Source organism: Microbulbifer sp. HZ11, assembly GCF_000708675.1.
Taxonomy (GTDB): domain Bacteria; phylum Pseudomonadota; class Gammaproteobacteria; order Pseudomonadales; family Cellvibrionaceae; genus Microbulbifer.
The window spans coordinates 1317658-1338051 of the sequence record NZ_JELR01000002.1 but is presented as its reverse complement, the minus strand read 5'-3'; the positions used below and the strand labels follow the sequence as shown (position 1 = coordinate 1338051).

Annotated in this window: 16 protein-coding genes; 11 read left to right on the top strand and 5 right to left on the bottom strand. The window is 55.3% G+C overall.

Annotated features, from left to right (window positions below):
- Positions 1-12: 12 nt before the first annotated feature.
- Positions 13-2283 carry a chondroitinase-B domain-containing protein gene (locus AU11_RS13250; RefSeq protein ID WP_043319800.1) on the bottom strand — a complete coding sequence of 757 codons (2271 nt, stop codon included), beginning with the start codon at positions 2281-2283 and terminating at the stop codon, positions 13-15.
- A 444-nt stretch (positions 2284-2727) separates the two neighbouring features.
- On the opposite strand from AU11_RS13250, the gene AU11_RS13245 reads away from it, so the two are divergent.
- Positions 2728-5775, top strand: coding sequence for a TonB-dependent receptor (locus AU11_RS13245; RefSeq protein ID WP_043319799.1), 3048 nt, complete (start codon positions 2728-2730; stop codon positions 5773-5775).
- Between the two features lie 257 nt (positions 5776-6032).
- Here the strand turns inward: AU11_RS13245 and AU11_RS13240 are convergent, their stop codons facing one another.
- Positions 6033-6809, bottom strand: a complete 777-nt coding sequence (locus tag AU11_RS13240) for a FadR/GntR family transcriptional regulator (RefSeq protein ID WP_043319798.1) — start codon at positions 6807-6809, stop codon at positions 6033-6035.
- Between the two features lie 353 nt (positions 6810-7162).
- On the opposite strand from AU11_RS13240, the gene AU11_RS13235 reads away from it, so the two are divergent.
- Positions 7163-8629 (top strand): RimK family protein, encoded by a 1467-nt coding sequence (locus AU11_RS13235; RefSeq protein ID WP_043319797.1) that lies wholly within the window; start codon positions 7163-7165, stop codon positions 8627-8629.
- Positions 8630-8652: 23 nt separating this feature from the next.
- On the opposite strand, the gene AU11_RS13230 is transcribed toward AU11_RS13235, so the two are convergent.
- The gene (locus tag AU11_RS13230) at positions 8653-9534 is read right to left on the bottom strand and encodes a LysR family transcriptional regulator (RefSeq protein ID WP_043319796.1); all 882 of its coding nucleotides are present in this window, start codon (positions 9532-9534) and stop codon (positions 8653-8655) included.
- A 113-nt stretch (positions 9535-9647) separates the two neighbouring features.
- Here AU11_RS13230 and AU11_RS13225 point away from each other — a divergent pair, with 113 nt between their 5' ends.
- The 8 genes from AU11_RS13225 to AU11_RS13190 all read left to right on the top strand — a co-directional run bounded on the left by AU11_RS13225 (position 9648) and on the right by AU11_RS13190 (position 17328).
- Positions 9648-10424: a ferredoxin--NADP reductase gene (locus tag AU11_RS13225; RefSeq protein ID WP_043319795.1), complete on the top strand. Its 777-nt coding sequence runs from the start codon at positions 9648-9650 to the stop codon at positions 10422-10424.
- A gap of 346 nt (positions 10425-10770) precedes the next feature.
- On the top strand, positions 10771-11226 hold the full coding sequence (locus tag AU11_RS13220) for a hypothetical protein (protein ID WP_043319794.1): 456 nt from the start codon (positions 10771-10773) through the stop codon (positions 11224-11226).
- Between the two features lie 38 nt (positions 11227-11264).
- Positions 11265-11933, top strand: coding sequence for a PspA/IM30 family protein (locus tag AU11_RS13215; RefSeq protein ID WP_043319793.1), 669 nt, complete (start codon positions 11265-11267; stop codon positions 11931-11933).
- Positions 11933-12592: a YqiJ family protein gene (locus AU11_RS13210; RefSeq protein WP_043319792.1), complete on the top strand. Its 660-nt coding sequence runs from the start codon at positions 11933-11935 to the stop codon at positions 12590-12592. Before AU11_RS13215 ends, AU11_RS13210 begins: the two co-directional genes overlap by 1 nt.
- A 15-nt stretch (positions 12593-12607) precedes the next feature.
- Positions 12608-14296 carry a flotillin family protein gene (locus AU11_RS13205; RefSeq protein ID WP_081848108.1) on the top strand — a complete coding sequence of 563 codons (1689 nt, stop codon included), beginning with the start codon at positions 12608-12610 and terminating at the stop codon, positions 14294-14296.
- Positions 14297-14618: 322 nt separating this feature from the next.
- Complete coding sequence (gene hppD, locus AU11_RS13200; protein ID WP_043320519.1) at positions 14619-15716, top strand: 4-hydroxyphenylpyruvate dioxygenase; 1098 nt, start codon at positions 14619-14621, stop codon at positions 15714-15716.
- Positions 15717-15744: 28 nt separating this feature from the next.
- Positions 15745-16293, top strand: a complete 549-nt coding sequence (locus tag AU11_RS13195) for a VOC family protein (RefSeq protein ID WP_043319791.1) — start codon at positions 15745-15747, stop codon at positions 16291-16293.
- Positions 16294-16320: 27 nt separating this feature from the next.
- Positions 16321-17328 (top strand): fumarylacetoacetate hydrolase family protein, encoded by a 1008-nt coding sequence (locus AU11_RS13190; RefSeq protein WP_043320518.1) that lies wholly within the window; start codon positions 16321-16323, stop codon positions 17326-17328.
- Positions 17329-17412: 84 nt separating this feature from the next.
- Here AU11_RS13190 and AU11_RS13185 read toward each other — a convergent pair whose 3' ends face one another.
- Entirely contained in the window at positions 17413-18060 is a 648-nt protein-coding gene (locus AU11_RS13185) for a DsbA family oxidoreductase (RefSeq protein ID WP_043319790.1), read from the bottom strand.
- A gap of 147 nt (positions 18061-18207) precedes the next feature.
- Entirely contained in the window at positions 18208-19056 is an 849-nt protein-coding gene (locus AU11_RS13180; protein WP_043319789.1) for a carbon-nitrogen hydrolase family protein, read from the bottom strand.
- Between the two features lie 139 nt (positions 19057-19195).
- Here AU11_RS13180 and AU11_RS13175 point away from each other — a divergent pair, with 139 nt between their 5' ends.
- On the top strand, positions 19196-20281 hold the full coding sequence (locus tag AU11_RS13175) for a transporter substrate-binding domain-containing protein (RefSeq protein ID WP_197023840.1): 1086 nt from the start codon (positions 19196-19198) through the stop codon (positions 20279-20281).
- Positions 20282-20394 lie beyond the last annotated feature (113 nt).

Sequence of the window (20394 nt, the reverse complement as noted above, 5' to 3'; positions counted from 1 at the left end):
TTCTTCTTTTCTTCAGTTCTTCACTTCATTGTTGGCGAGGACTGCGGTATGCGGGCCCTCCGCCACCAATTCAGTGATTTCCGGCAGCGGGGCCTTGAAGAACTGGTTGTTGGCAATATGTGTGACCGGCTCACCCACGGTGTGCTCCACCAGAATACCCGCGCTATCTTCAATGCGGTTGTCGTGGATGTTGGCGACTTGGGTCCCATGTAGCTTGATCAGTGCCTGCGCTTTGTTGCGCTTTCCTTTACCGGATTTGGTAACGGTGTTATCGCTGAAATCTATATGCGGGCCGAAGGTGCTTTCGTCGGTACCACCGCGGTACAGATCAACCAGTGCTCCCTGTACCTTGTTAAAGGTATTACCGGTAACGATCACGTACTCCGCGTTGTATACGCCAAGATCATCGGTCTCTTTATTCAGCTTGAGCAGATCACCGGTGATGTTCTCGAAGTGATTGTTGGTCAGAGTAATGGTATCGGCGAATGCACGCAGGCCAGAATCGAAGAAGTGGTAGGAGTGATTGATATCCAGGTTTTCTACCCGGCTATTGGTCATGGAAAAGCGATAGTTTTTCAGCATGCCCCAAACCGCTGTGCGAATCAGGATATTACCGGCATTATCCGGGCTGCTCGCTCCGGAAATGACCAGGCCATCCAGGGAAAGGCTGCCGCCGTCCTGAATTTCAAACATCACCGGGCGTCCGCTGGTCAGGGTAACCTTGCCGTGTTTTTTTGCCTTGATGGTCAGGGTCTTGTTGATATCCAGGCGCTTGGTTGCGTTGTAGACGCCGTTTTCCAGTACCAGTGTGTCGCCATCCGCCGCACGGGCAATGGCGTCGAACAGAGTATTCTCTCCGGGTCGCACGCTGATGGACTTGCCGCTGTCGAATGGGGTAACCGGTTCCGATTTGGGATACCAGGAGGCGCCGGTCATTTCCTTGGTGGTAACCACCAGGTCTTTGCTCGCGCCCTTATTCGCTACAGACTTATCGGTCGGGTAGAGCAGGCCGTTGTCGGCACGCTTCAGTTTGCCCACGCCTTTATCGATACCTTCGTGAATCTTCTTATCCACAAAGCCATTGGAAACGTTGTTGGCGAAGGTAATGCCGGAGATGTCGTCAAAAATGGAGAAAGGGGACTTACCGCTCTCGGTATAGAAAATATTGTCGGCAATAGTGGAGTCCTGCGGCGTCGCGCTGCGTTCCTGGTCACTGCCTGCGGCCAGGTGGATATGCTCCACATTGATAAAGCTGTTGTTCTCGATCTTCGCGTTCACTACCTGGTGGTAGCGATTGATGGGAGAGTTGGGAACACCGTTCATCACGGTGAACCCACTCCCAAACCGATAGCCTGTGAGACCCTCGAGATAATTGTTGCGAATCACCTGGTCCGCATTGATCACACGAATACCGCCGGTGTGGTCCACGCCGTTGCCCAGGAACACATTGCCTTCGATCAGGTTGCCGTTACCGTGACGCATGGTCAGGGTGCCGCGGGATTCAAAGAAGGTGTTGTTACGCAGAATATTTTTGCCGGATTTGACGGAGATGATTTCCACCTCGCCGTCGCAGCGGTCGAAGAAATTATTTTCGACCACCGTCAGTGAATCGGTCAGAGAGTAGTGGCTGGTGCCGATACGCAGGGTCTCACCGCCGTTGGAGCCCAGGACCGGACGCGGACCGAAGTAGTTGTGGTCAATGCGGTGACGATTTTCCTGGCTCGCTTCGGTGTTCAGGCGCACCGCCATGGTCACACCCTTGTTGCGCTTGCCCGACAGGTGGCTGTGATCGAAACGGTTGTTCTTGCCGTAAATGCTCACCCAGTAATCGGAGTCCATACGCTCCGGCTTGCTGAAGTCCTCGATCACCACTTCAGTCACACGGGAGTTATTGGCCAAGTGGTCTTTGTTGCGGCGAAAGGAGATTACCTCGCTGCTCGGCGTGTAGCCGTCTTTGAATACCAGGCCGGAAACCACCAGATATTCGCCCGCCAGGCGTAGGTTGGACTGGCCGCTAAGGACGACTTTACCCTTTTCTTCCGCAGTCAGCGTAATAGGTTGCTCTTTTTTGCCTTCACCGGTGAATAGGATTTCAAAATCTTTCCAGGTGCCATTAGCCAGTACCACGGTGTCGCCGGCCTCGAGGTCTTTGGCAACCTTCGCGTACTCCTGCGGGTTATGGACCAGGTACTCCTCGGCGGATGCCTGGACGCAGAACAGGGAGGCCTGCCCGCAGGTAAGCAGTGCGGCAGCCAGTAATGGTTTGATTCCTGAAGTTCTCATGATCACCTGAATGTTTTATTAGATTTTTGTTTTCGCGAAAGGCCTGCCCGGTTGCACCATCTCGGGGCGTTATATGGCATCGCGGAGTTATTATGGGGCCAGACTAAATTGGTCAAAAATAATTGTCAACCAATCGGGTTAACCAGTTTTCTCCAGATTTTTGACCGGTTTTGGTGCGCCGCGCAGAATTTTCCGATAAAATGCACAAAAAACACGCAGGGGTCAGTCCAAAATGTGAAGTTTTTCTGAAAATTGGTTGACTGGCTTGTGGGCAGGTGAGAATTTGTGCAAGCCAGATCGCGGACAGCCGATCAAATAACGGTAAAAACGGTTGTCACTGGTCAAGAGGCTGATAATAAAAACCGCGATATGAGCGATGAATAAGGCGCCAGAGCACGGCGCCCTTGTTACTATCAACTAGCGCAGACTTCCTTGGGGGTAATCATGCGTGATAATAATAAAGACGCGAGAGATGTAATGGCTAACGAGAAAACGTTTAAGAAGTCGCTTCTTGTAAGTGCAATTGCTGCAGTGACCTATGTTGGTGCAGCCCAGGCCCAGGACACTGCAATCGCAGAATCCGACCAGGCGCTGGAAGAGGTTGTCGTAACCGGCACCCGCGCCACCATCCAGACCACAATCGATATCAAGCGCAACTCCACCACCATCGTAGACGGTATGTCTGCGAACGAAATTGGTGACCTGCCCGCGCTGTCCATTGGTGAAGCCCTCGAATCTGTAACCGGTGCGTCTTCCCACCGCGAGAACGGTGGTGCCACCGAGATTTCCATCCGTGGTATGGGCCCATACCTGAGCGCGACCACCATTAATGGACGCGCTGCGTCCAACGGTAGTGGTGACCGCTCGGTAAACTTCTCCCAGTTCCCGTCCGAACTGATGAACAAAATTGCGATCTACAAAACCCAGGACGCCAGCCTGATTGAAGGTGGCGTGGCCGGTCTGATCGCTCTGGAAACCCTGAAGCCGCTGGAATATGGCGAGCAGCGTATCCAGATTGACGCTAAAGCGAATATCAACCCGAACCAGTTTAACGTGGAAGATTCCATGGCGGGTGATATGGGCTTCCGTGGCAGTGCCAGCTATGTCGACCAGTTTGAATTTGATAACGGCATGGCGTTCGGTGTGTCTTTGGGTGTGGAAAGAAGTGATATTTCCCAGCCGGAATCCGAGATGCGCTCTTCCAGCCCGAGTGGTACCTCCCTGTGGGCGTGTCTGAATGACCCCAGCAATACCAATGAGGGTTTCTACCGCGGCTCCGCCGGTGACTGTGAAGACCAGATTGATGGTTCCAGTAACCAGGGTTACCAGACTGCGGTGGACCCGGAAACCGGTAAAGCCATCAGCGACGGCACGCCGTTTGCATTTGTGGGCAGCTCTAACGGCTACCGCCAGAACGATACTTCTGACGAGCGCGACGCGGTATTTGTAGCGCTGCAGTTCCAACCGAATGATAAGACCGACATTAACTTCGATCTGCAGCAGTCCGAGCGCATTCAGGCCGAGCAGCGACACGACCTGAACTTTGCCAATATGAAGCGCGCTACTCCCGGTGTGACCGGTGAGAATCTGGTGGTATCTGACACCGGCACCGTTCTGGAGTGGATGGGTGAGACTGCTATCGAGTCCAACAGCGAAACCTATGAGCGTGCCGAAGACTACCTCGGTTACGGCTTGAACGTTGCCTACGCGTTTACCGACAAGCTTACCGTTTCCGCAGACTATTCGTTCTCGGAAACGACCCGTACTGAAAACCAGATTCTGCTGCGCACCCAGTCAGACAGTAAAGATATCTATGGCGAAAGTTCCAACTATCGCCCGCTGGTTGCCTGGGACTTCGACTCCGGTATTCGTCAGTACACTGTGACTGATTTTGATGTGACCGATCACACTCTGTTCTCCGATGCATACCGCATCCGTGTCGACAACGATGTAGACCGTCGTAACTCCACTGAAGCTTTCCGCACCGACTTCGATCTGGCGCTGGATCACGGATTTATCACCGGCGTTAAGGGTGGCCTGCGCTTCTCCGAACTGGAGTATGTGGATCTGGGCTCGGCGCGCGATGAATTCAGCATCAGTCTGGGCAGCGATCAGGAAAAAATTGCCGAGATCAACCAGGCCTGTGCGCTGGAGTTCGCGGAAAGCGATTTTCTGGCCAAGGAAGGTAGCGGCAACCTGATTACCAATGTTGATGAAAATGGCAACGTAATCGGCGGTTCTAACTCCTGGGCGACCTTCGATACCAATTGTGTGGCGGATATGCTGCTGGCGCATCTGGGCGAAGATTTTGCTTACCCGGAGCTTGAGCAGAAAAGTGGTGGTACCACTGACGTAACCGAAACTACGACTGCTGCCTACGTAATGGCGGACTTTGATGCCTCCATTTCCAGCCTGCCGGTACGTGGTAACTTCGGTGTTCGTGTTGTGCAGACTGAGGTAGAGTCTGTGGCTTATCGCACTCCCTATGCCATCACCACTAACGAAGACGGCACTCTGTCAATCGACGAAGTGGAGGGTGCGGAGCTTGAGCGCGTATCCGCCGGTGGCGACTATACCGAGGTGCTGCCAAGTCTGAATGTGATTGCAGACATTCGTGACGATCTGATGTGGCGTGGTGCGATTTATCGCGGCATGTCCCGTCCGGATCCGTCCAACCTCGGTTATTCACGTACTTTTGAAACCAACGGCTCCGAAGAAATCACCGATATCGCGGATTTGCTGGAAGACGTGAACGGCGACGGCAACCCGAATATGCAGCCGTTGATGTCCTGGAGTTTCGATACCGCGCTGGAATGGTATCCGAATGACGACTCCATGCTGACGTTTGGTATTTACCACAAGCGTTTCCAGGGTGGTTTTGAAACTGCGCACGTTACCGAAATGCTGAGTGTTGATGGTCAGCAAATCCCTGCATCTTTTGATATTACTCGCACTACTGAAGACACCAGTGCCTTGAGCGGTATTGAGATTACCGGTACTCACCGTTTCTCTTACCTGCCGGGCTATCTGAGCGGTCTGGGTGTGAAAGCGAGCTACAACTACGCGGACTCTGACTTCGAGTTCGAAGACAGCCTCTACGGTGACTCTGTTGTGCTTGATGAAAGTGGCAACGTGACTTCAGAGAAGCAGGGCATCATTGCCCCGGGTAACCTGCCCGGTTTCTCTGAGAACGTATTCTCCGGCCAGCTGTACTACCAGATCGGGGATCTAGATACGAGCCTGATCTACAAGTACCGCAGTGAGTACTTCCAGCCCTACACCACTAACGGTACCCGCCTGCGTTACGTTGGTGACACTGGTGTGTGGGAAATGAAAGCTTCGTACCAGCTGACCGAGGCTGTGAAGCTGAGCCTTGAAGCCATCAACCTGTTTGATGAGCCGAAGAAACAGTACTTCTTCACCACGGATAACCTGGGTGAAGTAAATAGCTATGGACCGCGTGTATTCCTTGGCCTGAAAGCCAAGTTCTAAGCGCTATCCTTAGGCCCTATGTACTGGGCATAGGAGATCTGCGGTCCAATACCCTCGGTGAGGGCTGCAGGTTTTCGGTTTTGTTTGATTGGTTGTCTCTTCTCCATCCGACAAGGTGCCGCCTGTCGGAAATGATTCGCCCGCCTTGTGCGGGCTTTTTTATGCCTGTGTTTTGGTGAGATATTTTCCCGTGCACTAAAAAGGCCATACCGCGGGTGGCGATATGGCCTGTAAATTTAGCGCTAGTTTTGGAGGGATCAGAAACCGGCGGTTTCTCCCAGGCGGTCAATGGAGAAGCGCTTGCGGCGTTCGGAGACTTCCCGGCGTACCACTTCCACTGCCCTGGCCTCCGAAGCATCATGCAGTGCATTCAGCGAACGGTTGAAGTGCAGGCGCATGGCCTTGCGCGCCGCGCAGGGGTCGTGATTTTCCAGGGCCTGCAGAATGGCTTTGTGTTCGGCCAGGCGTTTTTGCCCGTCTTTTTTGCACACGTTTTTGTGCACCGTCTGGATATCCGGGGAGTGCTCCTGAATATCCCACAGCTTGTCGATGGTGCTCATTAACACGCGGTTGTTGGTCGCGCGGGAAATGACTTCGTGAAATTTGCGGTCGGCGCGTTCGGAGGTCAGATTACCTTCCTCGTTTTCACGCACCATATCCCGGTAAGCGAGGCGCAGGTCTTCGAGCTGCTCTTCGGTAATCATGGTAGCCGCCAGGGCAGCCAGTTCACCTTCGATCAGCACTCGCGCCTCGGTCAGTTCAAACGGGCTGAAATCCTTGGTGTCGGTAAAGGAATTTACCGGCTCAATGACATAAACCCCGGAGCCGGTGCGCACGGCAACCCGGCCCATCACTTCCAGGGCGATGATTGCCTCTCGGATACTGGGGCGGCTGACGTCGAACATTTCCGACAGCTCCCGCTCGGATGGCAGGCGCACCCCGGGGGGATATTCGCCACTGTCGAGGAGGGTCAACATTTTTTCTACCACCTGCTGATAAATGCGGCGGCCATTTCCTACATAATCGCTTTTCATAGCACTAGATTCTATCGTTGTTATATAAGCCTTGCTGATGTGGCGACGTAGAGCCACAGGCTGAAAGTCACACTTGAGTCTACCACAATTGGTCTTACAGGCAATGTTTATTGGTATGATGGCTGATCGTGACAGCTTCGCCTTCCGGTGGCGTCAGCGGTCGGTTATGGCTCCGCAAGGTAGTCAGAATCGCGCTAAAAAACAGCATAAAAAGTATTAGGCAGAACCCCGCTTTTCTTCTATCTTTCGCACATCCAGCGGGCCAATTCTGACCCGCTATCCAGGCCCTCCCGAGATAGTGCATTTTCGTCTCCCGACGCCGCCCACCTTTTATTGAGGCAGACCCCCAACCGATGTCACAGATCCTGATCGTGATCGATGAGCCCGACGACTGGGCACCCTATTACCCCAGCGAGCGGGTAATCACCTTTGCCGACTACCTGGCGCTACCGCCCCGTTCCCAGCGGGTGCGGGTGATTAACCTGTGCGCGGATTACGACTACCGCAGCGAGGGCTATTACTGTTCTCTGCTGGCGGAGGCGCGCAACCACAATGTGCTGCCCAGTGTGCGCACTCTGAACGATCTGGCGCTGCCACAGCTATATAAGCTGCAACTGTCCCAGGCGATCCCGGCGCTGGCAAAACTACCGCTGCCGGAAGCCGGTACCCTGCGGGTAGTGAAATCCTATTTCGGCCGTTGCGCGGATCCCGCCCTACAGCCGCTGGCGCGTGCGCTGTTTGATCGCTTCGCCTGCCCGGTACTGGAAATCCATTTGCAGGCGAACCCCCAGTGGGAAATCGTCGAGTTGAAGGTGTGTTCGCACCGGGATCTCAGTGAGGCGGAGGAAACCGAATTTGCCGAGGCGCTGGACAATTTCAGCAACAAGGTATGGCGCCAGCACAAGAAGCCGAGCAATAGCCGCTACGACCTGGCGATTCTGGTGAACCCGGAAGAAAAACTACCGCCGTCCGATGGTGCCGCGATCAAAAAATTTGTCAGCGCCGGGCGCGAGCTGGGCCTGTCGGTGGAGTTGATCGGCCCCGGGGACTACATGCGCCTGTCGGAATTCGACGGCCTGTTTATCCGCGAGACCACGGCGATCGATCACCACACCTACCGCTTTGCCAAAAAAGCCGAAGCGGAAGGCCTGGTAGTGCTGGACGATCCGACCAGCATCCTGCGCTGTACCAACAAGATTTATCTGGCGGACCTGTTCAACACCCACAAGGTGCCGGCACCGCGCACGCGCATCCTGCGCCGCGGTGACGAGGAGAGCCTGAAGCTGGCGATGGAAGAGTTGGGGCTGCCAATGGTGGTCAAAATCCCCGACGGTTCCTTCTCCCGCGGTGTGGTGAAGGTCAATTCGGAAGACGAGTTGCACGGCAAACTGGAAGAGCTATTTGCGGAATCCAGCCTGCTGCTGGCTCAGGAATTCCTGTATACGGAATTCGACTGGCGCATCGGTGTGCTGGATAACAAACCCCTGTATGCCTGCCGCTACTATATGGCGAAGAATCACTGGCAGATCTACAACCACGGTAACAAGAAAACCGTCAGCGGTGGCTTTACCACACTGCCGACCTTTGAAGTGCCAAAGCCGGTGCTGCAGGCCGCACTGAAAGCCACAAAACCCATCGGCCGCGGTTTCTACGGTGTGGATGTAAAGGAGTCAGCGGGCAAGGGTTTTGTAATCGAAGTGAATGACAACCCGTCCATCGACAGTGGTGTGGAAGATAAATACCTGGGCAAGGAGCTGTACCGTTTGATCCTGCAGGAATTTATCCGCCGCCTGGACGCGCGCAAGGCGGGTCAGGAATAACCCATCATTTTTGTGGTCGTTCGCTAGGGCGCTTGCCGGCAAAGTTCCAGCCAGCGCTCGATACCCGCGCTGCGGTATTTCTGTCGGTGCAGGGCGAAGTAAAACTCGCGGCTGAAATCCCGCTGCGGCACTGGTAGTTCCACCAGGGCGCCGCGACGGAAGGCATCGGTCAGGGACACCCGGGACAGGCAGCTGATGCCCAGTCCCGCTTCCACCGCGCGCTTGATTGCCTCGGTGTGCTGCAGCTCCAGTCTTATATTCAGCTCAGGTAGAAGTCCTGCCAGTGCCCGTTCGAAAGTCTGGCGGGTGCCTGAACCGGTTTCCCGCAGAATCCACGTGGCCTCGCGCAGGTCTTCATCACTTAGCTGCGCGCGCTTTGCCAGGGGGTGGTCCGGTGCGCAGAACACCACCTGCTCGTCGTCCCGCCAGGGGATCATTTCCAGATCCGGGTGGTTGAGTTCACCTTCGATCAGGCCCAGGTCCAGTTCAAAATTGAGCACGCCCTGTGCAATGGCCGCTGTATTTGCCACTTCCAGCTCCACCCGTGCCCCCGGTTGCTCTTCCATATAGCGGGCCATAATCCCTGCCGCGAGGTAATTGCCAATGGTGAGGGTAGCGCCGATCTTCAGGCGGCCCAGGTCGCTGTGTACCAATAAGGTGGCCTCCAGCTCCCGCGCCCGTTCCAGGAGCTCTTCCGCCCGCGGCCACAGCTGACGCCCCAGTTCGTTCAGGCGTAAGCGCTTGCCGGTGCGCTCAAACAGGCGCAGGTCGAACTGTTGTTCAAACTCTTTGAGTGCGGTGGATGCCGCGGATTGTGACATGTTCAGGCTCTCGGCGGCACGGCTCACGTTCTGGTAATGGGCGCAGGCCAGAAAGACTTCCAGTTGGCGTAGGGAGTAGCGCATGGCATTAATCCACAAAATAGATAACGAATATCGAAATATCCCATTTTGCCAATAGATGTGCCAGCGCTAGAATTCACCCAGCAAAAAGGTCAGGAATAAGTGGTTCTATTGTTATGTCAAATTTGAATAAGGAGACGGTGCTCGAAGTCCATCATTGGAACGACACCCTGTTCAGCTTTAAGACCAGCCGCGACCCCGGTTTCCGTTTCGAAAATGGCCACTTCACCATGATTGGCCTGGAGCAGCCCAATGGTCGCCCACTGCTGCGCGCCTATTCCATTGCCAGCGCCAATTATGAGGACGAGCTGGAGTTCTTCAGCATCAAGGTACCCGATGGCCCCCTGACTTCCCAGCTGCAAAAGATCAAACCCGGCGACGAGATCTTCGTCAGTCGCAAGCCCACTGGAACTCTGGTGGCCGATCACCTGCTGCCGGGCAAGCGCCTGTGGCTGCTGTCCACCGGCACTGGTCTGGCGCCGTTTATGAGCATCATCAAGGACCCGGACGTCTACGAGCGCTTTGACCAGGTGATCCTAACCCACGGAGTGCGCTTCAAGTCCGAACTGGCCTATCAGGACTATATCGAGAAGGAGTTGCCAGAACACGAGTATTTTGGCGAGATGGTCCGCGAAGGCCTGCTGTACTACCCCACGGTAACCCGTGAGCCTTACCGCAACAACGGCCGTCTCACCGACCTGATGCTGTCTGGCAAGATGTTCCGCGACCTGGGCGTACCCCAGCCGAATGTGGAAGAAGACCGCTTTATGCTGTGTGGTTCTCCCGCCATGCTCAAAGATCTGACCAATATTCTCGACGACTGGGGGTTCAAGGAAACCCGCGCGGGAATTCCTCACGAATACGTGATCGAGCGCGCGTTTGTCGAGAAGTAAGTTAACCAGGAGGGGCAGGGCAGCGGCGTCGGTACTTAGAAGTAGTTGCGTGAAGGATTGCGCAAGGACAGAAATGGCATTCTGTGCTTCCAAGTGTCGACCCCGGTGCCCTGCCGATGTTTCGGCCGGACCTGCCAGTGAAAGGGTTAACCCCTGTATTGATAACCACCCATCGGGTGGTTTTTTTTCGTCTTCAGAAATTCCCTACGGCAAACATTTGGTGCCACGCCGAACTTTGCATGAATCTTGGGCGCAAAATTTCACCTGTTTCCGGTTGTAAGGGAATGTAATTGACCCGCCGCGCCGCAGTGTGTACTTTTGTATACATCGCAAGTCAGGGAATGCCATGCTCAACAAAAGCCAATCCATATCGGCGCGACTTTCCGCAGAAGACTACGCCTACCTGATGTCCATCGATCGCAATGGCGCCGTCACTCAGAGTGAAAAGGTGCGCGAGCTGATCGCCATGGCAAGGGAGTCTGTGGGTGTGGAGAGTTTTGCCCGCGCCTATCTCGCCTCGAATGAAACCATGTTGCCGGTGAAAGCCCGCTGTGCCGACGAAGAACCCCGCAGCCTGCTGGTGGAAGCCTTGCTGGAGCTGGTGAGCGAAGGCGCCGCTGCGATTCAGGTGTGCGCCGACCAGAAGCCGATGGCACCGGCGCTCGAGCAGAAATCGCTGCCTGCTGTAGAGGCATTTCTGGAAAAAATATTACTTATTGCGTTACAGGATGAACCGCGCATCGCGGAGCCACAAACGGCAGAAATAATCCGAACACGGCTGAAAGCGCTGTTGGAACGCTGACCATCAACAATCTGATTAACAAGAGGAAGGAAACTACAATGAAAGAAGGACTGATGAAACGTATCTCCCGCATTATCTCCGCCTCTGCCAATGCGGTGGTGGACTCGGTAGAAAATGCCACACCGCAACTGGTGATGGAGCAGGCCATTCGCGAAATCGATGACGCCATTGCCGATGTGCGCGATCAACTGGGCAAAGCCGAAGCGGCAAAATACCTGAGCAGCAAAACCCTCAACGATGAAAACACCCGTCACACCAGTCTCGGCGAGCAGATCGAAGTAGCGGTTCAGCAGGGCCGTGACGATCTCGCGGAGGCTGCGATCGCCAAACAAATGGATATTGAGGCACAGATCCCGGTACTGGAAAAAGCCATCGCGGAAACTGACCAGGAAATCGGTGAACTGAATTCCTACATATCCGCATTGCAGGGCAAAAAACGTGAGATGCGTGAACAATTGCGGGAATTTGTTAAGGCGAGCGAGCATGTGAGTAATGGTGCCACCGGCGAGCAGTCCGGTAGCAGTCGCGCTACTGCGGATAAGGTCGACCAGGCCACTGGTGCGTTTAACCGCATTTTGGAAAGTGCCGGTGTGCCCACCGCCGAATCTACTGCCGATGCCAGCAAGCTGGCGGAGCTGGAAGAGCTGGCGCGCAGCAATCGTATCAAGGAGCGTCTGGCGAAAATCAAAACCCAGACGGAGGCCTGATGGGGTTCTTTCTGCAAGACGGCAATCAGTTGTTCACCGGTGCCCTGGTACTGATGTTGATGATTGCCGTGCTCGAAGGTGTGATGTTGATGATTGGTGTTGGCATATCGGACATGCTGGACAACCTGCTGCCGGACATGGACATCGATCTGGATGCACCGGATACCGAAGCGGGAGGTGTACTCACCAAACTGCTCGGCTGGTTGCGTTTCGGGGAGGTTCCGGCACTGATACTACTGGTGGCGTTTCTGGTGAGCTTCGGCGTAACCGGACTGCTGATCCAGATGTTCAGTGAGTCACTACTCGGGGTGTTACTCCCCGGGTGGTTGCTGGCCATCCCGGTGCTGCTTCTGGCGCTGCCGCAAGTGCGCTTCGTGGGGAATATACTGCGCCGTTTTGCGGTTGGCGATGAAACCGAAGCGGTAGGTCGCAACACTTTTATCGGCCGCGTCGCAGTCATCACCATCGGTGAAGCCAGCGCGGGATCACCGGCAGAGGCGCGCTTTAGTGATGAATTTGGGACTACCCATTACGTCATGGTGGAACCGGATACTGGTGAAATTTTTTCACAGGGAGAGCAGGTCTTGCTGGTGGAAGAACGCGGAGCCTGTTTCCGTGTGATTCGACCCACCAACGAGCATCTGCTGCATAACAATTAAATTGGAGAAAACTCAGTGATTCAGAATCTATCCAACATTGCGATCATGGCGGGGGCGGTTCTTGTCGGCCTGATCGTTATCGGCACAATTTTCGCGCGCCTTTATACGCGTGCGTCCAAAGAGCGCTCCTTTGTGCGCACCGGTATGGGCGGGCAGAAGGTCATCATGAATGGTGGTGCGCTGGTGCTGCCGGTACTGCACGAAATCATTCCAGTCAATATGAACACCCTGCGCCTCGCGGTATCGCGCAAAGAGCACCAGGCGCTGATCACCAAAGACCGCATGCGTGTAGATGTGCTCGCCGAATTTTACCTGCGGGTTAAACCGGACACCGACGCCATCGCCAACGCAGCCCAGACCCTGGGTGTACGCACCCTGGACCCGGAAGCGCTGAAAGAAATGATCGAGGGTAAATTCGTCGATGCTCTGCGCTCTGTGGCCGCGGAAATGGAAATGGCGGAACTGCATGAGCAGCGCAGCCAGTTCGTACAGAAGGTACAGCAGGTCGTGTCTGAGGATCTGTTGAAAAACGGTCTCGAACTGGAGTCCGTGTCCCTGACTGGTCTGGATCAGACCGGCAAGGAATTTTTCAACCAGGATAACGTGTTCGACGCCGAAGGTCTTGCCAGCATGACGCGCTCCATTGAGGCGCGCCGCAAAGAAGTGAATGACGTCGAGCAGGAAACCCGCGTCCAGATCGAAACCAAAAACCTGGAAGCCGAGCGCCAGCGCCTGGAGATTGAAAAAGAAAAACGCTACGCACATCTCGAGCAACAGCGCGAACTGGAAAACCGCGAAGCCGCACAAAAGGCCGACATCGCGCGTGAAACCGCTGCCCAGGAACGAGCGGCTCGCCAGGCAGAAATCGAAGCGGAGCGCGAGATTGATCAGTCCCGCATTGCCGCCGAGCAGGCCACCCGCCTGCTGGAAATCGAGAAGGAAAAGCGTCTGCAGGAGCAGGAGATCGAGCGCGAGCGTGTGCTGGATGAGCAGCGTATTTCCAAAACCAAATCGGTGGAAATTGCCGAGCAGGAGCGCGCCATCGCGGTCGCGGAAAAATCCAAAGAACAGTCCCTGGCCGATCAGCAGGCCAATGTGGCGCGTGCTGAAGCGGTGAAAGCAGAAGAGCAGGTGCGCACCGCCAAAGACGTCGAAGTGGCCGAGCGTGACAAGCGCATCGAGATTATCGAAGCGCAGAAGGAAGCCGAGCGTCAAGCAACCTCCATCAAGGTCGCCGCAGAAGCGGAAAAAGCCGCGGCGGAAGACAAGGCCGAAGCCCTGCGCCTGCAGGCGAGCGCTGAAGCGGAAGCGGTGCGTATCAAGGTGGAAGCGGATCGCGAGAAATACGCGGTGGACGCAGAAGGTCAGCGCCTGATGAATGAAGCCATGAACAGCCTGAGCGAAGCGCAGATTGCTCTCAAGCGCGTACTCAGCCTGCACGAAAATCTGCCCAGCATCGTGCGTGAGAGCGTACGTCCGCTGGAGAAGATCGAGGGTATGAAGATCATCTCCGTGGAAGGCCTGAACGGCGTTGGCGGCCGCGCTGGTGGCGGTATTGGCGATGGCGAATCCCAGAGCCAGAGCCTGCCGGAAGCCCTGGTGGGCAGTGCGCTGAAACACCGCGCCATGGCACCACTGGTAGATTCCCTGCTGAAAGAGGCCGGGGTGGGTGACCTTGCCAAGGTGACCGAGCCGGAACTCTAGTTCGCACCTGTCTCCGGGCCCTTTGTGGCCCGGAAGTCTACCGTTCTCTACGCCTTCCCTCAGTTTTTCATCGCGGCCTTTATCTGGCCATTTTTGGCACTAGAATCCATTATTCAGTCACGAATTTCCCACCCAAACCCGCCCCCCGGATCTATCACTAGTTGAGCCTTCACTTCTACTCTCGAGCAGAGGTCTCCCCGGATGCTTGACATTAGTTACACGCGTAACTAAATTCGTTGCACCTGAAACCAAGCGGACCACCGTGGCCACAAGCCGCGTTACCGGTCTCGATAACGATTCCAATCATAAAATGGAGGATCACATGGCCGATTTATTTGAGAACCCCATGGGCCTGGACGGCTTTGAATTCGTGGAATTCACCGCGCCGGAGAAAGGCATCCTGGAAACCGTGTTCGAGGCCATGGGCTTCACCAAGGTGGCTCGCCATCGCACCAAAGACGTGGAGCTGTGGCGCCAGGGCGATATCAACTTCATCACCAACTACGAAAAAGGCAGTCACGCGGACTACTACGCGCGCGAGCACGGCCCCTCCGCCTGTGGCCTGGCGTTCCGAGTGAAAGATGCCACCTTTGCCTACAACGAAGCCATCAAGAAAGGTGCTCAGCCGGTGAACGTGGAAACTGGCCCCATGGAACTGCGCCTGCCGGCGATCAAGGGCATCGGTGGTGCCACCCTGTATCTGATCGACCGCTATAAGGAAGGCGAGAGCATCTACGATATCGACTTTCACTGGTTGGAAGGCGTGGACCGTCATCCGCAAGGCTGCGGTTTCCATACCCTGGATCACCTGACCCACAATGTATATCGCGGCCGTATGGACTACTGGGCAAAGTATTACGAAGACCTGTTCAACTTCCGCGAGATCCGCTACTTCGATATCAAGGGTGAATACACCGGTCTGCTGTCCAAGGCGATGACCGCACCGGACGGCAAGATCCGCATCCCGCTGAACGAAGAGGCCGCCGGTGGCGGCGGCCAGATCGAAGAATTTTTGATGAAATACAACGGTGAAGGTATCCAGCACATCGCCTTTGCCTGCGACGACCTGCTGGCCTGCTGGGACCGCCTCAAGGCGCAGGGCATGCAGTTTATGACTCCGCCCCCGGACACCTATTACGAAATGCTGGAAGAGCGTCTGCCGGGCCACGGTGAACCTACCGAGGAATTCCAGAAACGCGGCATCCTGCTGGACGGTACTACCGAAGGCGGCCAGCCCCGTCTGCTACTGCAGATCTTCTCCGCGAATATGCTGGGCCCAGTGTTTTTTGAGTTTATTCAGCGCAAGGAAGACGAAGGCTTCGGCGAAGGCAACTTCAAAGCTCTGTTCGAATCCATCGAGCGCGATCAGCTTCAGCGCGGTGTGATCGGTGGTGATAAAGGTAAGGAAGACGCGGCGTAATCGCAGCGTCTAACCCCGGAGGCCGTTTATGGCAATTCAACGCATTCATCACGTGGCCTACCGTTGCCGCGATGCCAAGGAGACCGTGGAGTTTTACCGCGATCTTCTCGGCATGGAATTCCAGCTGGCCATCGCCGAAGACCGGGTGCCCTCTACCGGGGCTCCGGACCCATACATGCACGTGTTTCTCGACGCGGGGCAGGGCAATGTACTGGCGTTTTTCGAGCTGCCCAATTCACCGGATATGGGCCGCGATGAAAACACCCCGCAGTGGGTGCAGCATATCGCGATGGAAGTGGAGAGCATGGACGAGCTGCTGGCGATGAAACAGAAGCTCGAAGATGCCGGTGTCGATGTACTCGGTCCCACCGACCACACCATTTTCAAATCCATCTATTTCTTCGATCCAAATGGCCACCGCATCGAGCTCGCCGCCAATACTGCCAAGCCCGGTATGCACAAAGAGCTGAAGCGAGTGGCCGAAGATATGCTGGAAGAGTGGTCGCGTACCAAGAAAGCGCCACATCACGCCGCCTGGATGCACGGCGAAGAAGAGTTCAAGGCGGTTGATCCGTAAATTCATTTGTTCAAAGAGGAAGGCACAGTGAAGTTAGCCAGCCTGAAAAGCGGTCGCGACGGCAAACTCGTCGTGGTCAGCGATGACCTGGCCCGCATGGCGGACGCCAGTGAAATTGCCCCAATGTTGCAAAATGCCCTGGATAACTGGGCAAGCGTTTCTCCGCAACTGGAAGATCTGCAAAAACAGCTCAACAATGGCGAAACCGCAGGGACCCCATTCGACCAGACCCAATGTCACTCACCTCTGCCGCGGGCTTACCACTGGGCGGATGGCTCTGCCTATGTCAATCACGTGGAGCTGGTGCGCAAGGCGCGCAACGCGGAAATGCCGGAAAGCTTCTGGACCGACCCACTGATGTATCAGGGCGGTTCCGACACCTTCCTCGCACCCCGCGAGCCGGTCAAAATGCCGCAGTCCGAAGGCTTCGGTATCGACTTTGAAGCCGAGATCGCAGTGATTACCGACGACGTACCCATGGGTGTTTCGCCGGGCGATGCGCTGAAGCACATCAAACTGGTGATGCTGGTCAACGACGTTTCCCTGCGCGGTCTGATTCCCAACGAATTATCCAAGGGCTTCGGTTTTTATCAGTCCAAACCTTCCAGCGCTTTTTCGCCGGTGTGTGTCACCCCCGAGCAGCTGGGTGACCACTGGAAAGACGGCAAGCTCCATCTGCCGCTGATTTCTGAACTGAACGGTGAAAAATTTGGCGAGCCCAACGCGGGTATCGATATGACCTTCCATTTCGGTCAACTGATCGCCCACGCCGCCAAAACCCGCCCCCTGGGAGCCGGCACCATCATCGGTTCCGGAACCGTATCGAACAAGCTCGACGGCGGCCCGGGTAAACCGGTAAAAGAGGGTGGTGTGGGTTATAGCTGTATCGCCGAGATCCGCATGATCGAAACCATCCAGAACGGCAAACCGAGCACGGCGTTTATGCAGTTCGGTGACAGGGTTGCCATCGAAATGCTGGATGAGCGCGGCCAGTCGATTTTCGGTCGTATCGAGCAGGTTGTAGAACAGCAATAACCTGTGTAATTGGCGCAAATTAAAAAAGGCCATCCTGTGATGGCCTTTTTTTGTGCGTGCAACCCATGTTGATCTCTTTACAGCTTATTGCAACAACTGCTGAAGTACTCCCCTGAATGCGCCGACTTCTTGTGCACCACTGATTACGTGTTCGCCATTGAAGATAAAAAGAGGCACACCGCGCACACCCTTATCGACAATAGCCTGTTCCAGCTGACGCACTTCGTCTGCATAAGTCTGCTTTGCCAACACGTCGCGGGCGGCATAGGTGTTGAGTCCCACCTTGTCTGCGGCGGCAATCAGTACATCAAAACTGCTGACGTCTTTGCGCTGGCTAAAAAATGCCTCGAAAAGCTGCAGGCTTAACGCGTTCTGCTTTCCTTCGTTTGCTGCCCAGTGCAGTAATCGATGCGCATGGAATGTGTTGACCATACGCATATCGTCAAAGTAGTCGAAGGTGAAACCCACATCGGCGCCGAGGGCCGTGATCTGCTGACGGGCTGCGATGCTCTCTTCTGGTGTCGTGCCGTATTTTTCGGCGATGTGCTCCCGTAGATTCTGCCCTTCGGCGGGCATATCTGGATTCAGTTCGAAGGGTAGCCAGTTGATGGTCGGTTCTATGGTGTCCGTGAAGTCATCCAGTGCTTTCTGCAACCGGTAATAGCCGATGACACACCAGGGACAAACGACATCGGAAACAATATCGATACGCAGGGAGAGTTTTTTTTGCATGGAAGATCGCCTTTCATCGGGTGTCTTGCGCTATGGAGTGGGGCGTGACCGCAATAGCATGGCCGGTTGGTCCAACAATCGCGTTGCAAACCAGTGGCCGGTAATCTGGCCATCTGGCCTTGATTGTAGGGGCGCAGACGGGGTTTTTCACAGGCGCCGCATGGACAGCAGCGGCATATTCCGGCGTACTTTTTCAAGGAGTGTGCTACTCAGGGTAGCAGTAATGACCGCTTCCCCTTCGCCTGCTTCCGCCAGAACATCCCCCCAAGGATCGATAATTACCGAGTGGCCCCAGGTGCGACGTTTGCGTGAGTGCTGCCCTCCCTGGTTGGCCGCGATCAAGTAACAGCCGTTTTCGATAGCACGCGCTTTTAGCAGGCTCAGCCAGTGGGCCTGCCCGGTAGTATGGGTAAAGGCGGCGGGGACCACGAGCACTTCGGCACCTCCTATGGCAAGCGCTCGATAGAGCTCGGGAAAACGAAGATCAAAGCAGATGCTGAGACCCAACTTCAGCCAAGGTGTGTCCGCAATGCAGATTTGATCTCCAGGCTCAATACTACGAGATTCCCGATAACTACCGGCGGCATCTTCAACGTCTACGTCGAACAGATGCATTTTATCGTAGCGCGCGCGCACTTGGCCGGTTCCGTCATAGACCAGACACGCAGAGCGACTGCGCTGCCCCTCTGTCGAATTTCCATCGGGTCTGTCGAGGAGCGGCGTCGCACCGGCGATCAGCCAGACCCCCAGTTCTGCGGACCAGCGCTGTAATGCGTGCTGTATAGGTTGTTTACGGGGGCAGGCGCGCCCCCTGGCAAAGGCTTCTGCCGCCGAGTAGCTACCGCTATCGGCGAGGTGGGCAAAGTTTTCCGGCAGCAGGACCATCTGCGCGCCAGCGCCTGCGGCTTTCTGTGCCAGACGGAAACCTTGAGCAAGGTTTGCCTCAACGTCTTCTCCACTGACCATTTGCAGTGCTGCAACCGTCAAATTTTTCAATGAACAATTTCCATGTCTGGTAAATAGGCACCCTGACGACACAGGCTTTCATCGAACCTGGCATGACCCTGTTTTCGGGCAAGAGTGCGCATGTTCTATGCTGTTCTGGTTCGACTTTTATAGTACAGGGTAATTTATCTTGTTGCGAAAGCTGCCATATTTACGGAAAGTCTTCATTCTGCTGTGCCTCGCGGCCGCCAATGCATACGGCCAGGGAACCGCTGAGCCCAGGTCAATCAATGTGGGTATCTATCTGAGCCCGCCTTTTGTAATGGAAGAGGGCGAAAGGCTATCCGGTATGTCGGTGGAGCTGTGGGAAAACATCGCTCAAAAGCAGAATCTTGCATCCAAATATCGTGTGTATTCGGATATTAAAAGTCTGGTAGATGGCGTGCACAGGGGTGAAGTGGATGTGGCAGTTACCAATCTGACCATTACAGAAGCCCGCGCGCGAAAAATCGACTTTACACAACCGTGGTTTGATGCGGGGTTGCGGGTAATGGTCGGTAAAAAGCGAAGAACCAGTATTTCCGATATTGTGCAAGGGCTAAAAAAAACCGGCATGTTCGCCAGCTACCTGTGGATTCTCGCGGTTATTATTCTGGCCACGCTCGCATTCACGCTTTTTGATCGGAAGTTTGACGCGGAGTTTCCCCGGCGCTGGCGTGATGGCCTGGCCGAGAGTTTTTACTCTGTCATGTCTATCGCCACATCCGGCAATGCCCATCGCAAGAATCTGTTTGGCTGGGTTGGAAAAATCTGGGCGGGTATCTGGCTTGTGTGTGGTGTTGCGGTTGTTTCTTTTATTACCGCGTCCATCACCAGTGTGATGACTTCACTGGCACTTACCTCACAGGTAAATGGGCTGCGGGACCTTCCGGGAAAGACAGTCGGTGTGCTTTCCGGTAGTGTCGCCGAGGAGTATGCCCAGGAAAATGGTATCAGTACCCGTGCCTATGAAAGTACGGAGCAGACGGTCTCCGCACTGCGCGCAGGAGAGATTGACGCGATTGTCGGAGATAGCCCGGTGCTCGCCTACTTTGCATTTCAAAACCCTGAGCTGGGGCTGCGCTTGGTAGGGAAACTGTTCAATCCGGATAAGTATGCGTTCGCCGTACCAAAGGATAGCCCACTTGGGCGCCCCCTAAGCGTGGAGATTATCGCCGCCCATGAACAGGGAACGATCATGGATCTCCGAGAAGAATACTTCGGTACCTTGAAATAGCCGTGCAGACGCTGGCGGAATGCGACGGGTCTACGGATCAGCCGGGTAACCTGTCGTCGTGACGCTGCGATACCGTGATATGGTTACCGCCTATCCAACTGCAAAGTATTACT

What these genes read in the sequence shown, in the direction of transcription:
- AU11_RS13245 (WP_043319799.1), top strand. Translation starts at nt 2,728, where the DNA reads ATGCGTGATAATAATAAAGACGCGAGAGATGTAATGGCTAACGAGAAA.
- AU11_RS13220 (WP_043319794.1), top strand. Translation starts at nt 10,771, where the DNA reads ATGCTCAACAAAAGCCAATCCATATCGGCGCGACTTTCCGCAGAAGAC.
- hppD (WP_043320519.1), top strand. Translation starts at nt 14,619, where the DNA reads ATGGCCGATTTATTTGAGAACCCCATGGGCCTGGACGGCTTTGAATTC.
- AU11_RS13225 (WP_043319795.1), top strand. Translation starts at nt 9,648, where the DNA reads ATGTCAAATTTGAATAAGGAGACGGTGCTCGAAGTCCATCATTGGAAC.
- AU11_RS13250 (WP_043319800.1), bottom strand. Translation starts at nt 2,283, where the DNA reads ATGAGAACTTCAGGAATCAAACCATTACTGGCTGCCGCACTGCTTACC.
- AU11_RS13195 (WP_043319791.1), top strand. Translation starts at nt 15,745, where the DNA reads ATGGCAATTCAACGCATTCATCACGTGGCCTACCGTTGCCGCGATGCC.
- AU11_RS13210 (WP_043319792.1), top strand. Translation starts at nt 11,933, where the DNA reads ATGGGGTTCTTTCTGCAAGACGGCAATCAGTTGTTCACCGGTGCCCTG.
- AU11_RS13235 (WP_043319797.1), top strand. Translation starts at nt 7,163, where the DNA reads ATGTCACAGATCCTGATCGTGATCGATGAGCCCGACGACTGGGCACCC.
- AU11_RS13215 (WP_043319793.1), top strand. Translation starts at nt 11,265, where the DNA reads ATGAAAGAAGGACTGATGAAACGTATCTCCCGCATTATCTCCGCCTCT.
- AU11_RS13230 (WP_043319796.1), bottom strand. Translation starts at nt 9,534, where the DNA reads ATGCGCTACTCCCTACGCCAACTGGAAGTCTTTCTGGCCTGCGCCCAT.
- AU11_RS13185 (WP_043319790.1), bottom strand. Translation starts at nt 18,060, where the DNA reads ATGCAAAAAAAACTCTCCCTGCGTATCGATATTGTTTCCGATGTCGTT.
- AU11_RS13240 (WP_043319798.1), bottom strand. Translation starts at nt 6,809, where the DNA reads ATGAAAAGCGATTATGTAGGAAATGGCCGCCGCATTTATCAGCAGGTG.